Source organism: Curtobacterium sp. 458, from assembly GCF_030406605.1.
In the GTDB taxonomy this organism is placed as follows: Bacteria; Actinomycetota; Actinomycetes; order Actinomycetales; family Microbacteriaceae; genus Curtobacterium.
The window spans coordinates 2,835,834-2,849,533 of record NZ_CP129104.1; the positions used below are offsets into that span (position 1 = coordinate 2,835,834).

The 13,700-nt window shown below is 70.6% G+C and carries 12 protein-coding genes; 4 read left to right on the forward strand and 8 right to left on the reverse strand.

Annotated features, from left to right (window positions below; translation table 11 throughout):
• The first annotated feature begins 16 nt into the window (after window positions 1-16).
• Window positions 17-976, forward strand: coding sequence for a phosphodiesterase (locus tag QPJ90_RS13750; RefSeq protein ID WP_290131737.1), 960 nt, complete (start codon window positions 17-19; stop codon window positions 974-976).
• 256 nt (window positions 977-1,232) lie between these two features.
• Here the strand turns inward: QPJ90_RS13750 and QPJ90_RS13755 are convergent, their stop codons facing one another.
• The 4 genes from QPJ90_RS13755 to QPJ90_RS13770 all read right to left on the reverse strand — a co-directional run bounded on the left by QPJ90_RS13755 (window position 1,233) and on the right by QPJ90_RS13770 (window position 5,506).
• The gene (locus QPJ90_RS13755; RefSeq protein ID WP_290131738.1) at window positions 1,233-2,786 is read right to left on the reverse strand and encodes a stealth conserved region 3 domain-containing protein; all 1,554 of its coding nucleotides are present in this window, start codon (window positions 2,784-2,786) and stop codon (window positions 1,233-1,235) included.
• Between the two features lie 169 nt (window positions 2,787-2,955).
• The gene (locus QPJ90_RS13760; protein WP_290131739.1) at window positions 2,956-3,345 is read right to left on the reverse strand and encodes a DUF6804 family protein; all 390 of its coding nucleotides are present in this window, start codon (window positions 3,343-3,345) and stop codon (window positions 2,956-2,958) included.
• A gap of 47 nt (window positions 3,346-3,392) precedes the next feature.
• Window positions 3,393-3,977, reverse strand: coding sequence for a GDSL-type esterase/lipase family protein (locus tag QPJ90_RS13765; RefSeq protein ID WP_290131740.1), 585 nt, complete (start codon window positions 3,975-3,977; stop codon window positions 3,393-3,395).
• Window positions 3,974-5,506 carry an SDR family oxidoreductase gene (locus QPJ90_RS13770; protein WP_290131741.1) on the reverse strand — a complete coding sequence of 511 codons (1,533 nt, stop codon included), beginning with the start codon at window positions 5,504-5,506 and terminating at the stop codon, window positions 3,974-3,976. The genes QPJ90_RS13765 and QPJ90_RS13770 overlap by 4 nt, the downstream gene beginning before the upstream one ends.
• A gap of 42 nt (window positions 5,507-5,548) precedes the next feature.
• On the opposite strand from QPJ90_RS13770, the gene deoC reads away from it, so the two are divergent.
• The 3 genes from deoC (at window position 5,549) to QPJ90_RS13785 (ending at window position 8,133) form a co-directional block, all read left to right on the forward strand.
• The gene (deoC, locus tag QPJ90_RS13775) at window positions 5,549-6,292 is read left to right on the forward strand and encodes a deoxyribose-phosphate aldolase (RefSeq protein ID WP_290131742.1); all 744 of its coding nucleotides are present in this window, start codon (window positions 5,549-5,551) and stop codon (window positions 6,290-6,292) included.
• Window positions 6,293-6,386: 94 nt separating this feature from the next.
• Window positions 6,387-7,352, forward strand: coding sequence for an ROK family protein (locus QPJ90_RS13780; protein WP_290131743.1), 966 nt, complete (start codon window positions 6,387-6,389; stop codon window positions 7,350-7,352).
• Window positions 7,353-7,566: 214 nt separating this feature from the next.
• Window positions 7,567-8,133, forward strand: coding sequence for a type IV toxin-antitoxin system AbiEi family antitoxin (locus QPJ90_RS13785; RefSeq protein WP_290131744.1), 567 nt, complete (start codon window positions 7,567-7,569; stop codon window positions 8,131-8,133).
• 61 nt (window positions 8,134-8,194) lie between these two features.
• Here the strand turns inward: QPJ90_RS13785 and QPJ90_RS13790 are convergent, their stop codons facing one another.
• The 4 genes from QPJ90_RS13790 to secD all read right to left on the reverse strand — a co-directional run bounded on the left by QPJ90_RS13790 (window position 8,195) and on the right by secD (window position 13,697).
• Entirely contained in the window at window positions 8,195-10,522 is a 2,328-nt protein-coding gene (locus QPJ90_RS13790; protein ID WP_290131745.1) for a bifunctional (p)ppGpp synthetase/guanosine-3',5'-bis(diphosphate) 3'-pyrophosphohydrolase, read from the reverse strand.
• A gap of 72 nt (window positions 10,523-10,594) precedes the next feature.
• Window positions 10,595-10,942: a rhodanese-like domain-containing protein gene (locus QPJ90_RS13795; RefSeq protein WP_290131746.1), complete on the reverse strand. Its 348-nt coding sequence runs from the start codon at window positions 10,940-10,942 to the stop codon at window positions 10,595-10,597.
• Window positions 10,942-11,943 carry a protein translocase subunit SecF gene (gene secF / locus QPJ90_RS13800; protein WP_290131747.1) on the reverse strand — a complete coding sequence of 334 codons (1,002 nt, stop codon included), beginning with the start codon at window positions 11,941-11,943 and terminating at the stop codon, window positions 10,942-10,944. The genes QPJ90_RS13795 and secF overlap by 1 nt, the downstream gene beginning before the upstream one ends.
• Window positions 11,943-13,697, reverse strand: a complete 1,755-nt coding sequence (gene secD / locus QPJ90_RS13805) for a protein translocase subunit SecD (RefSeq protein WP_290131748.1) — start codon at window positions 13,695-13,697, stop codon at window positions 11,943-11,945. The genes secF and secD overlap by 1 nt, the downstream gene beginning before the upstream one ends.
• Between the last annotated feature and the right edge of the window lie 3 nt (window positions 13,698-13,700).

The window sequence follows — 13,700 nt, forward strand, 5'->3', positions numbered from 1 at the left end:
ACGGAACGAGAAACCGATGGACAGCCGGACGGCCGAACACCCCAGGCCGAACCACTTCCTCCTCCACCTCAGTGACACACACCTCGTCGGCGGCGACGGCCCGCTCTACGGGGATGTCGACCCCGCCGCACGGCTGGCCGAGATCATCGCCGACATCGAAGCCTCGGGTGCTCAGCCCGAGGCGATCGTCGTGACCGGCGACGTCGCGGACAAGGGCGAGCCCGGTGCCTACGCCCGCGTGCGCGAACTCCTCGAGCCCGCCGCCGCCCGCATCGGCGCGCAGCTCATCTGGGCGATGGGCAACCACGACGAGCGCGGCGCCTTCCGCCAGGAACTCTTCGGCATCCAGCCGACCGACCGTCCCGTCGACTTCGTCTACGACGTCAACGGTCTGCGCGTCATCACCCTCGACACGAGCGTGCCCGGACACCACCACGGCGAGGTCTCCCCCGAGCAGCTCGACTGGCTCGCCGAGGTCCTCTCCGAGGCCGCACCGCACGGCACCGTCCTCGCCATGCACCACCCGCCCGTCCCGAGCGTCCAAGACCTCGCCGTGCTCGTGGAACTCCGCGACCAGGCGTCACTCGCCGAGGTCGTCGAGGGCAGTGACGTGATCGGCATCATCGCCGGGCACCTGCACTACTCCACCAGTGCGGTCTTCGCGGGGATCCCCGTCTCGGTGGCGAGCGCGACCTGCTACACGCAGGACCTCATGGAGTACCAGGCCGGCACCCGGGGTCGCGACGGCGCACAGTCGTTCAACCTCGTCCACGTGTACGGCCGGAACGTCGTGCACTCGGTCGTGCCGATCGGGCACTACTCGACCGTCGGCGAGCCGGTGTCCGCGGTCGAGACGGAGGCCCGACTCGCCGCCGCGGGTGTCCGCATCGCTCCTGCGGTCGAGCCGGCACCGGTGACGTCGAGCATCCCCGTCTTCACGCTCGACTCGGTGCCGCTCTCCCCCGTCCACCCGTAGAGATTTCCCCCGTCCACCCGTAGAGACACGAAACGCGCACGTCCCGACGTTCCGCATGTCGATCGACACGTGTGGCGTCGGAACGGGCGCGTTTCGTGAGGCAGGCCCGGAGCGCGACGCCCGGGAGCGCGACGCCCGGAGCGCACGTGGCCGGCTCTGGGCGCCGGGCTCGCAGGCTCGCCCGGAGCGCGTGGCTGGTTTTCGGCGCCGGGCTCGCAGGCTCCCCCGGAGCGCACCGGCAGGACGCTGGCGCGTCCTAAGCGCCGGCGCGCTCCCACGGCGCCGGGAACGGGAAGTACTTCTCGAGGAAGTCCGTGACGCGCTCGGTCCGCTCCTCGTCGCTGACCTCCGGGAAGCTCCCGTCGTTGAGGCAGAAGAAGTCGACGTTCCGCTTCTTGAGCAGGTCGTCCAGCATCTTCAACCCGGACTGCATCGTCGTGTCGACGTAGCGCACCGACGCGTTCTCCTGGATGATCGCCCGCCCCGTGAGCAGCGCGTAGTAGTGGTACAACGAGTTCGTCACGGAGATGTTGTCCGCCGCACGGAACCGCGACGCCGCAGTGGCCCGGAACTCGTCCGCGAACTCGTGCTCCATCTCGGTCATGATCGACGACCGGAGAGGGGTCGGCGCGTGCTCGAGGTGCCGGGTCGTCACCGCGCCGAACCGTTGCTGCAGCAGGCGTCGGTTGACCCGGGCGGAGTTCTCGAACCCGCTCCGAGCAGGGTTGTTGGAGCCGAGGCCGATGCGGGTGTCCGCGACGATGAACTTCGTCACGGAGCCCGGGCTGAAGAACACCGACGGGTCCGCGAGGCGCCCGAAGAACATGTCGTCGTTCGAGTAGATGAAGTGCTCGCTGATGCCGGGGATGTGGTGCAGCTGCGACTCGACGGCCTGGGAGTTGTGCGTGGGCAGCACCGACGGGTCGGCGAAGAACTCCTCGCTGCGGACGATCCGGACCTTCGGGTGGTCGGCGAGCCACTTCGGCGCCGGCGAGTCCGTCGCGATGTAGATCTGCCGGATCCACGGCGCGAACGTGTGCACCGATCGGAGCGCGTACTTCAGCTCGTCGATCTGCCGGAACCGGGCGGGAGCGTCGTCGCCCTCCCCCAGGACCGCGTTCGCCTGTGCGGCCTGCCGTGCGCGCTGGTACTCGACCGCGTTCCCGTCGACCCACGAGAACACGATGTCGATCGGGAAGCGGATGTCCGACACGTGGTCGTCGAACATGTGCTCGACGGTGCGCCACGTGCGGCCGTACCGGTCGATGTCGACGAGCACGAACTCCTCGACCGGCAGGCTGCGACGCATCAGGGCGTTCTCGACGGGGGCGAGGACCTCGGTGTCGGTGACGCGCCAGAACTCGAGCTGCACGCTCGTCTCGGCGCCGTAGCGCAGCCGCCCGATCGGCTCGACCCGCGGGCGGAACAGGCGCAGGACGGGTTCGTCCGGTGCCCCGAGGCCGTCGTCGATGACGAGCACGGCGGGGCGCTTCGGCGGCTTCGCGTAGAACGGCTCGTTCGCGGCGGCCGCCATGACCGCGCTCTCGGCACGCTGCCGGTCGCGTTCGTCGACGGCGATCACCGGCCGCTGGTCGTTGCCGCGGATGAGCAGGTGGTCGACGTCACCGGCGGTGAGGGCGTCGTCGAGGAACAGCAGGTCCTCGATCATGGACTGCTGGGGCGTCAGGTGGCCGTTGACGAGCGTCAGACGACCCTTCCGCACGACGACGTCGGGCCGGTCGAGACCGCCGGACGACGGGCGAGGGGTCAGCAGTGGACTCTCGGTCACCGGCTCGGTCTCGTCGCTCATCCATGCCCTTCGGGTCGATCGGTCGGGTCCTGCACCCGACTGACTGATCCTACCGTCCACGCGGGCACGGGGTTCGCGCGTCACCCCCGACACCGGCTGGCGTCGAGACCGGCCGGGAGGCACGACGCACGCCCGCCACGTCGCGCACGGCACGCGCGGCGCGGTCGGGTCAGCTCCCGGCCGCGTCCGTCTCGCGGGGCACCTTCACTGCGAGCCCGACCACGACGAAGAGCGCCGCGGCGACGATCTGGAGCGCGGCCCACACCTGCCCGGGGATCGTCACGACGACCAGCGGGTTCCAGCACACCGCGACCGCGGCCATGAGGGCCGCTGCCCACCAGGAGCGCCCGCGCACGGCGAACACGAGGATGATCAGGGCGAGGACCGTGGCGCCCCACCGGGCGAACACGAACGCCGAGGCGTCGATGATCGCGACGCACGCGAGCAGCACGACGGCGGCGAGCAACGACGGCGCGAGTGCGGGACGGGTGTAGGGCGGCAGCTGGCGACCTCCCTCAGCGGCGCGCTGCGGTGCTCGCGGCGTCGGCCTCGCGGGCACGCCCTGCTGGGACGACCCGATCGCGGGTCGCCCCCTCCGCGAGGCCATCAGGCGGACGCGCCGTCGAGGTCGATCGCCCGGAACGGACGGGACATCGGCGGGAGGTCCCGGACGCGCTCGAGCGCCGGTTCGAGCTCGTCGAGGTACGCCCGGTAGCCCTCGTCGTTGAGGTGCAGGCCGTCGTCGGAGTAGCGGTCGGCGAGGTGGTCGCCGTCGGCCAGCGCGGGCCAGGCGTCCAGGTACTGCGCGTGGCAGGTCGCGACGAACTGGCGGAGGTGCCGGTTGGCCTCCTCGATCTTGGCGCGGTACTCGGCCTGCCGGGGCAGCACCGACACGAGGAGCAGCCGGACACCGGGCAGCTCGCGGCGCAGGGTGACGAGGATCGTCTCGACGTTCCGGACGACGTGCTCGACGCTCGCGCGGTGGTTGCCGAAGTCGTTCGTGCCGATGAGCAGGACGATGACCTCGGGCTCGGCGGCCACCACTTCGTCGAGCCGCGCGAGCACCCCGTCGGTGGTGTCGCCGCCGACGCCGAGGTTCAGCGTGCGCTCCGACGGCAGCCGGTTCTCCCAGTCCCCTGCCTCGGTGATGCTGTCCCCCAGGAACAGGACGGTGGGTCGGTCCTCGGTCATGCTGCCTCCTCGTGCGACGTGTCAGCACTGCCATTCTGGTGGGTGCGGTTGCGGGAGGTCGAGTCGGTGTTGTGCGACTCCCGCTCGGCTGCGGCGGTGATCCGCTCGACCATGCCGGGGAAGATCACCCCGTGGAACGGCAGGATCGAGTACCAGTACAGGCGTCCGGACAGTCCCTGGGGGAAGTAGATCGCACGTTGTCGGTAGTCGCTGCCGCCGGAGGGCGACGGCGTCACGGTCATCTCCAACCAGGCCCGGCCGGGCGACTTGAACTCGGCGCGGAGGCGGAGGTAGCGCCCGCGGTCGAGGCGTTCGACGCGCCACCAGTCCAGCGCGTCGCCCTGCTCGAGCCGCTGCGGGTCACGTCGACCGCGGCTCAGTCCGACCCCGCCGGCGATCTTGTCCATCCACCCCCGGGCGACCCAGGCGAGCGGGAACGAGTACCAGCCGTTCTCCCCGCCGATCGACTCGACCACGCGCCAGACGTCGGCGGCCGACGCGTCGGTGTGCCGCTCCCGGTCGTCGACGTACACGGTGTGCCCGGCCCAGTCCGGGTCGCTCGGCAGTGGGTCGGCCGGGGTCGCGGCGAGTGTCGCGTTCCGCCAGCTCGTCTCGACCTCGCCGGTGCGCATGCGGGTCAGGGCCAGCCGGACCGCCCGCCGGTAGGGGGTCAGTCCGCCGGAGGGGTGCGGGACGTACTCGTCGATGTCGTGCTCGCGTTGCACGCACTCGAACTGCAGCGACTCGATGATCGGACGCGCGAGCTTCCGCGGGATCGGCGTCACGATGTTGAACCAGTGCGCGGCGAGCCCGGGGGTGAGCACCGGCAGCGAGGCGATCGCGCGCTGTGGCAGCTTGGCCTCCACCGCGTACCCGTTGAGCATCTGGCCGTAGCGGAGCACGTCCGGGCCGCCGATGTCGAACGTGCGGTTGACGTCGGCGGGGATCTCGAGCGCCTTGACGAGGTAGTAGAGGACGTCGCGGATCGCGATCGGCTGGATGTGGTTCCGGACCCACTTCGGCGCGGGCATCCACGGCAGCACGTCGGTCACGTGGCGGATCATCTCGAACGACGTGCTCCCCGAACCGATCACGACGCCCGCCTGGTAGGCGATCGTCGGGACGCCCGAACGGAGCAGGACGTCGCCGACCTCCTTCCGGCTCCGGAGGTGCTTCGACAGCTCACCGTCGGGGTGCAGGCCGCCGAGGTAGACGAAGCGCCGGACCCCGGCCACCCGGGCCTCGTGCGCCATCGTGCCGGCCGCCTGCGTCTCGGCGCGCTCGAAGTCGCCGTCCGCTCCCATCGCGTGTGCGAGGTAGTAGACCGCCTCGATGCCCTCGACGGCGGACCGGACGGCACGGGCGTCCGCGAGGTCACCCTCCACGATCTCGACGTCGTCGTGCCAGGGGACGTCCTGCAGCTTCCGGGGCGTCCGCACGAAGACCCGCACGGTGTGACCGGCTTCGAGGAGTCTGGGGACGAGGCGACCGCCGATGTACCCGGTGGCGCCGGTGACGAGGACGTGCATGCAGGGCACGGTACGCGCGTCGCCTCCGGGTAGGCTTGCCGGGTGGACAACGCAGCCATCCCCACCCCCGGCCACCTCGACGCGGACGCGGTCCGGGCCCTCATCGACCACGCGATCCTGAAGCCCGAGCTCACCCGCTCCGACGTCGACGCCCAGCTCGACGAGGCCGCCGCGTACCGCGTGTTCAGCGTGTGCGTCCGGCCGAGCGACGTCGCGCACGCCGTCGAGCGCCTGACCGGCACCGGGGTCGGCGTCGGCACCGTGATCGGCTTCCCGCACGGCACCACCTCCACCGCCGCCAAGGTCGCCGAGTCGCTGCAGGCCCTCGCCGACGGCGCGTTCGAGCTCGACATGGTGCAGAACATCGGCGCGGCGAGGTCCGGCGACTGGGACCGCGTCGAGCAGGACGTCCGTGCCGTCGTCGACGCCGCCGGCGACACCGTGGTGAAGGTCATCCTCGAGACCGCGTTCCTCACCGACGACGAGATCGTCGCCGCATCGCGCGCCGCACAGCGCGCCGGTGCCGCGTTCGTGAAGACCTCGACCGGGTTCGCCGGCGGTGGCGCGACCGCCGAGCACATCCGCCTCATGCGCGACACCGTCGGTGCCGACACCGGCGTGAAGGCCTCCGGCGGCGTCCGTGGCCTCGACACCCTGCTCGAGATGGTCGACGCGGGCGCTGACCGCATCGGCACGAGCGCCTCGGCGCGCATCCTCGACGAACTCGCGCACCGTAGCGAGACCGGCGCCGCGTCGTCGCTCGGCGACGACGCCTCGTCCTACTGACCCCACCCCCCCCCGCCGGGGCCGAGCACCTGCGGGACGCCAGCCGGCGGACCGGACGTGCACCGAGCCTCCAGGCCGTCGCACCGGAGCGATCATGACCGACAGCACCACCCAGGCCCACCTCCCGGGGCAGGCCCTCGCCCTCGCCGTCGACCTCGGCGGCACCAAGGTCGAGGCCGCCCTGGTCACCGACCAGGGCGTCGTCCTGCCGGCCACGCGGCACCGCAGCCCGACCGGCCCCGGCCGGACGTCCGACGAGCTGCAGGCCGCGGTCGACGAGGTCGTCACCGCCACGCTCGCGACCCTGCCCGCGGACGCGGTCCTCGTCGGCGTCGGCATCGGTTCGGCCGGCCCCGTCGACGAGGTCCACGGCCTCGTGTCCCCGCTGAACATGCCCGTCTGGCGCGGCTACCCGCTGCGGGACCGCGTCGCGCAGCACGTGCCCGCCGGGGTCCCCGTGACACTCCGCATGGACGGCCTCGCGATCACCCTGGCCGAGCACTGGGTCGGCGCAGCGCAGGGGTCCGACCACGTGATGGGCATGATCGTCTCCACGGGCGTCGGCGGCGGGCTCATCCTGCACGGCCGCACGGTCAGTGGCCCGACCGGCAACGCGGGCCACATCGGACACGTCGAGTGCGGCGGGTTCGACGACCCGTGCGCGTGCGGCGGCACGGGCTGCCTGGAGGCCGTCGCGTCCGGTCCGAAGACCGTCGCCTGGGCGCAGCGTCAGGGCTTCGCCGGCACGACGGGCGAGGACCTCGCCGCCGCGTACGCGGCCGGCGACGAGATCGCCGTCGCAGCGGTGCGGCGTAGCGGTCGCGCGCTCGGACAGGCGATCGCCGCGGCGACGAGCCTGGTCGACCTCGAGGTCGTGGCGATCGGCGGCGGCTTCTCCCACGTCACCCCTGATCTCTTCGAGTTCGCGCGGCAGGCCGTGGCGGAGCGCGTCGAGTTCCCGTTCGTGACGAAGGTGCGGATCGTCCCCACCGGGCTCTCGCAGGACGGGCCGCTCATCGGCGCCGCTGCGCTCGTGCACCGGGCGGACGTGCTGCGCTGACCGACCGTCGCTGACGCGCGCCGTGCCGCGGTGCGCCGTGCCGCGGTGCGCCGTGCCGCGGTGCGCTGCGGCGCGCTGCGGCATGCGTCCCCGCGGTGCGCTGACGCGTGTCGGCCGGGAGGCACGGGTCGTCCTCGCCCCGCCCCTCCGGTCGCTCCGTGGCCCTGTCCACAGCCCGGCCCGGTCGGGCAGGTCGGTCCGGCAGGATGTCGGGGTGCCCCGCTCGCGCCTGCTGACGACCGACGACTGGCCGGAGGCCGAACTCCGGGCCGCGGTGCTCGCCGGGGAGCTCGTGCCCGTCGGTCCGTGCTGGGCATCACCGGCCGAACCGCAGGACCCGGCGTTGCGTGCCGCAGCGGCTGCGTGGGCCCTGCCGGACGTCCGCCTCGTCGCCGCCCACCGCACCGCGGCCTGGGTGTGGGGCGGGCTGTCGCGTCCACCGCTCCCCCACGAGTGCGTCGTGCCCTCGCACGTGCGGCTCCGGGTCGATCCCGCGACCGTCCGGGTGCGCGAGGTCGCGCTGCCGCACGAGGACGTCCGGGCCCTCGCGGGGCTCCGGGTGACGACACCACCGCGGACCGCGATCGATCTGCTCCGGGCACCCGGGCCGACCGCCGGCCGCATGCACCCTGCCGACGAGGACGCCGTGCAGGGTCTCGTCGGGGCCGGCGTCGTCGGCACGGACGAGCTGCGGCGAGCCCTCGGTGCGCTCGGTGTCGTGCCGATGGTCCGCCAGGCCGAGCGGCGTCTCACCGCGCTGTTCGGCTCCGAGCCGTCCTGACCGGGCTCGGCCGGGGCTCGCCTCGCTGCGACGCGGCGCGCCTCCCTGTGGACGGCGAGCGTCAGCCGGCGCTGACGCGGTACACGTCGTACACGGCGTCGATGCGCCGCACCGCGTTGAGGACCCGGTCCAGGTGGGTGGTGTCGCCCATCTCGAACACGAACCGGCTCAGCGCCAGTCGGTCGGACGAGGTCGAGACCGTCGCCGACAGGATGTTCACGTGGTGGTCGGTCAGCACACGCGTGACGTCGCTCAGGAGGCCCGAGCGGTCCAGCGCCTCGATCTGGATCTGCACGAGGAACACCGACTTCGACGACGGTGCCCACTCGACCTCGATCATGCGGTCCGGCTCGTTCATGAGGGACTTCACGTTCGAGCACGACGCCTGGTGCACGGAGACACCCTGGCCGCGGGTGATGAACCCGACGATCTGGTCGCCGGGCACCGGGGTGCAGCACTTCGCGAGCTTCACGAGGATGTCCGGCGCACCACGGACGAGGACGCCCGAGTCGCTGTTGCGCAGCTGGCGGCTCGTGATCTGCCGCGGGAACGCCAGCTCCGGCTCGTCCGTCTCGGTCTCGGTCTGGACGCTGCCCAGCACCTTCTCGATGACGGACTGCGTCGAGACGTGCCCCTCCCCGATCGCCGCGTAGAGGGCAGAGACGTCCTCGTAGCGCATCGAGGACGCGACCTCGGCGATGGTGTCCTGGCTGAGGATGCGCTGCAGCGGCAGGTTCTGCTTCCGCATCGCACGGGCGATGGCGTCACGGCCCTGCTCGATGGCCTCTTCGCGACGCTCCTTGGTGAACCACTGCTTGATCTTGTTCCGGGCGCGTGGGCTCCGGACGAAGGTCAGCCAGTCCTGGCTCGGGCCGGAGTCGGGGTTCTTCGACGTGAAGATCTCGACGACGTCGCCGCTCGACAGGGTGCTCTCGAGCGGGACGAGCCGCCCGTTGACCTTCGCCCCCATCGTGCGGTGGCCGATCTCGGTGTGCACGGCGTACGCGAAGTCGACCGGGGTGGCGCCCGACGGCAGGCCGATGACCTTGCCCTGCGGCGTGAAGACGTAGGTCTCCTTCGCGCCGATCTCGTAGCGCAGCGAGTCGAGGAACTCGCCGGGATCGCTCGTCTCCGCCTGCCAGTCGGTGATGTGGGCGAGCCACGCCATGTCCTGGTCGTTCTGGCTCGACGAGTCGACGTCGCGGCCGGTGACGCGCTGCTTGTACTTCCAGTGGGCAGCGACACCGAACTCGGCGCGCTGGTGCATCTCGTGGGTGCGGATCTGGATCTCGACCGCGCGGCCCTGCGGCCCGAGGACGGTGGTGTGCAGCGACTGGTACAGGTTGAACTTCGGCGTCGCGATGTAGTCCTTGAACCGGCCGGGCAGCGGCGTCCACCGAGCGTGCACGGAGCCGAGCATCGCGTAGCAGTCCCGCACGGTCGGGACGAGCACGCGGATCCCGACGAGGTCGTAGATCTCGTCGAACTCGCGCCCCCGCACGATCATCTTCTGGTAGATCGAGTAGTACTGCTTCGGTCGGCCCATCACGTCACCGCGGATCTTCGCGGCCTTGAGGTCCTTCTTCAGCGTGCCGATGACGTTCTGCACGAACTGCTCGCGCTTCGGCTGCCGTTCCTTCACGAGGCTGTCGATCTCGACGTAGAGCTTCGGGTGCAGCACCGCGAACGAGAGGTCCTCGAGCTCCAGCTTGATCATCTGGATGCCGAGCCGGTGCGCCAGGGGCGCGTAGATCTCGAGCGTCTCCTTGGCCTTGCGCGTCGCGGAGGCGGACTCCACGAAGCCCCACGTGCGGGCGTTGTGCAGGCGGTCCGCGAGCTTGATGACGAGCACTCGGATGTCCTTCGACATCGCGATGACCATCTTGCGGACGGTTTCGGCCTGTGCGCTGTCGCCGTACTTGACCTTGTCGAGCTTCGTGACGCCGTCGACCAGCATCGCGATCTCGTCACCGAAGTCGGCGCGGAGCTGGTCGAGCTGGTAGTCCGTGTCCTCGACGGTGTCGTGCAGGAGCGCCGCGGCGATCGTGATCGTGCCGATGCCGAGGTCGGCGAGGATCTGCGCGACCGCGACCGGGTGGGTGATGTAGGGCTCGCCGGACTTGCGCTTCTGCCCGTCGTGCGCCTGCTCGGCGACCGAGTACGCCCGTTCGATGAGGGTGACGTCGGCCTTCGGGTGGTGCGAACGCACCGTGCGGATGAGCGTGTCGACCGCTCCGGCTGGCTGCGCACGGGAGAACAGGCGCGGGAGCAGGGAGCGGAGCGAGCCGAGGTTGCCCGTGGTGTTCGGGCCGATCGGACTCGTCGGACGGGCGGGCGAGGCCGGGCGGCTCGCGGCGTCCGACGGCGACGATTCGCGCGTGTCGGTCATGATGCGCCTCCCGAGACCTCGTCCGGTGCGGAGTTCCTCCGCGCTCGATCCGACAAGACTACGCGCGTCCGGTCAGTGCTCGTGACGCGGTTCGCTCTGGGCACCGCGGACGACTGCGGCACCCGACTGCTCCCACGCGGTCATCCCGCCGAGCACGTTCACGGCGGAGACCCCCGATTGTTCGAGGGCAGCGACCACGCGCGCCGAGCGACCGCCGGAGTGGCAGATGACCATCGCGGGGGTGTCGCCGCCGTCGATCTCCTGCCACCGCGACACCAGCTCGGACATCGGGACGAGCGTCGCCTCGGGAGCGTGGACCTCGTCCCACTCCCCCTGCTCGCGGACGTCGAACAGCTTCGCGCCCTCGGCGAGCCGGCGCCGGGCCTCCGCGACGTCGATGTCGGTGATGTCCACGGCCATCAGACGTTCGCCGTCGCGTCGACCTGCTGCTGCCGCTTCGCCGCGGCCTGTTCCTTCTTGGCGTCGGCCTGCTTGATCTTCGGCTCGTTCTCCCGGAGGTGCGCGTACATCGGTGACGCGATGAAGATGGTCGAGTACGTGCCGACGATGATGCCGATGAACAGCGCGAGCGAGATGTCGCGCAGCGTCCCGGCGCCCAGGACGTACGACCCGATGAAGAGGATCGCCGCGACCGGCAGCAGGGCGACCACGGAGGTGTTGATCGAGCGCACGAGGGTCTGGTTCACGGCGAGGTTCACCGACTGCTTGAACGTTCGGACGCTCTCCTGGCTGGTGTTCTCACGCACCTTGTCGAAGACCACGACGGTGTCGTACAGCGAGTACCCGAGGATCGTCAGGAAGCCGATCACGGCCGCCGGGGTGACCTCGAGGCCCACGATGCCGTACACGCCCGCCGTGATGAGGAGGTCGTGCAGCAGCGCCGTCATGGCGGCCACCGACATCTTCCACGTGCGGAAGTACAGCGCCATGACCACGGCCGCGAGGGCGAGGAAGATCACGAGGCCGCGGATGGCCTGCGCGAGGACGTCCGCACCCCAGGTCGCACCGATGAACGTCGCCGCGACCTGACTGTCCGGGACGTCGTACGCCTTCGCGAGGGCGTCCTGCACCTCGGTCGTCTGCCGGTCGGTCAGCTGACCGGTCTGCACGCGGATGCCGTGCTGCCCGAGCTGCGACACGCGCGGCACACCCTCGGGGACGATCGACTCGACGGTGTCGGTCGCGATCGCCTGGTTCGTGGTCTTGACGTCGGAGATGGTGAACTCCGACCCGCCCGTGAACTCGATCCCGAGCTGGTACCCGCCGCGGAGCCACGGGATGCCGAGGGAGAGCACGATCATCACGATCGCGATGAGGTACCACGTGCGACGGCGTCCGACGATGTCGTAGGAGCGCTTGCCCGTGTAGAGGTCGCTGCCGAACTGGCTGAAGCTGGCCATCAGTCGTCCTTCCCGTCCGGCGTCGTGCCGTTGTCGCCCGCGGCTTCGCGGGCCTTCCGCTCGGCGATCGTCTGGCGGCGCTGCGCCTCACCGGCGCTCCGCTGCTGACGCTTGCCGTCCACGACCGGTGCCCGGAACTGCGCGCGGCCCCGGTAGACGGCCCCCAGGGCGCTCGGATCGAGCCCGCTGAACTTGTGGCCCTCGCCGAAGAACCGGCTGCGTGCGATGAGCTGCATCATCGGGTGCGTGAACAGCACCACGACGACGACGTCGATCAGGGTCGTGAGGAGCAGCGTGAACGCGAAGCCCTTCACGTCACTGACGGCGAGGATGTACAGGACCACGGCGGCGAGGAAGTTGATCGAGTCCGACGCGAGGATCGTGCGCAGGGCTCGACGCCATCCGGACTCGACGGCACCCTCGAGACCGCGGCCGTCCCGCAGCTCGTCGCGGATGCGTTCGAAGTACACGATGAACGAGTCCGCGGTGATGCCGATCGCCACGATCAGACCTGCCACACCCGCCAACGACAGGCGGTAGTCGACGCGCCAGGACATGATCGCGATGACGAGGTAGGTCAGGGCTGCTGCGACCCCGAGCGACAGGACCGTCACGAACGCGAGCGCCCGGTACTGGATGACCGAGTAGATGATCACCAGGATGAGGCCGATCAGGCCGGCGACGAGACCGCCGACGAGCTGTGCGGTCCCGAGCGTCGCCGAGATGTTCTCGTTCGACTGGACCTGGAAGTTGATCGGCAGCGCGCCGTACTTGAGCTGGTCCGCGAGGGTCTTCGCGGAGTCGGCCGTGAAGTTGCCGGTGATCTGCGCCTTGCCGTTGGTGATGGCCGCGTTCGACGCCGGAGCGGTGATGACCGTGCCGTCGAGGACGATCGCGAACTGGTTCTGCGGCGCCTGCAGCTTCACGAGCCGGCTGGTGACGTCGCGGAAGTCGTCCGAGCTCTTGCCCGAGAACGTCAGGTTGACGGCCCACTGGCCGGTGGACGCACCCTGCGAGTCGGTGGCGAGACCCGAGGTGGCGTTGCTGATGCCGGAGCCCGAGACCTCGACCGGACCGAGGATGTACTTCGCGGCGCCGTCCTGGTCGCACGTCACGAGCGGTTCGTCGTCCGGTGCGGCGGTGACGTCGTCCGGTGCCTTGCAGTTGTAGTTCGTGTAGAGCGCCTGGAGCGCCGGCGTGACCTGCGAGAGATCGCTGCCGTTCGTCGGCTTCGTGCTCGGCGTGGCCTGCAGCGATGCCGGCGGCGTGTAGGGCGTCGGCGAGGCCGAGGCGCCGTCGCTGCCACCGACGGCGGTGTTCGTGGCGGCCTCGGTGTACAGCACCGGACGGAAGGTCAGCTTCGCCGCTGCTTCGATCCGGTCGATGGTCGCCTGATCGGGCTTGCCGGGGATCGAGACGACGATGTTGTTCGTCCCCTGCGTGTTGATCTGCGACTCCGACACACCCGTCGCGTTGATGCGCTGGCGGATGATGTTCACGGCCTGGTTGAGCTGCTGGCTCGTGACCGAGCCACCCTCGGTGTTCTGCGCCGCGAGGGTCAGCTGCGTGCCGCCCTGCAGGTCGAGCGCGAGCTCCGGGACCCAGCTGGCGCCCGCGAACCACTTGTCGGTGTCGTCCTTCGTCGTGCTGGCGAGGATCGATGCGGCGGTGTTGAGTCCTGCGAGGACCGCCATCAGGATCACCAACCAGGTGAGCGAGCGGAGCGCCTTCTTGACGGGTGTCGATCGTGCCACCGG

Bases quoted from the DNA above. Each gene is read 5' to 3' on its own strand.
- QPJ90_RS13750 (WP_290131737.1), top strand. From the start codon at position 17: ATGGACAGCCGGACGGCCGAACACCCCAGGCCGAACCACTTCCTCCTC.
- QPJ90_RS13755 (WP_290131738.1), bottom strand. From the start codon at position 2,786: ATGAGCGACGAGACCGAGCCGGTGACCGAGAGTCCACTGCTGACCCCT.
- QPJ90_RS13765 (WP_290131740.1), bottom strand. From the start codon at position 3,977: ATGACCGAGGACCGACCCACCGTCCTGTTCCTGGGGGACAGCATCACC.
- QPJ90_RS13770 (WP_290131741.1), bottom strand. From the start codon at position 5,506: ATGCACGTCCTCGTCACCGGCGCCACCGGGTACATCGGCGGTCGCCTC.
- QPJ90_RS13780 (WP_290131743.1), top strand. From the start codon at position 6,387: ATGACCGACAGCACCACCCAGGCCCACCTCCCGGGGCAGGCCCTCGCC.
- QPJ90_RS13790 (WP_290131745.1), bottom strand. From the start codon at position 10,522: ATGACCGACACGCGCGAATCGTCGCCGTCGGACGCCGCGAGCCGCCCG.
- QPJ90_RS13795 (WP_290131746.1), bottom strand. From the start codon at position 10,942: ATGGCCGTGGACATCACCGACATCGACGTCGCGGAGGCCCGGCGCCGG.
- secF (WP_290131747.1), bottom strand. From the start codon at position 11,943: ATGGCCAGCTTCAGCCAGTTCGGCAGCGACCTCTACACGGGCAAGCGC.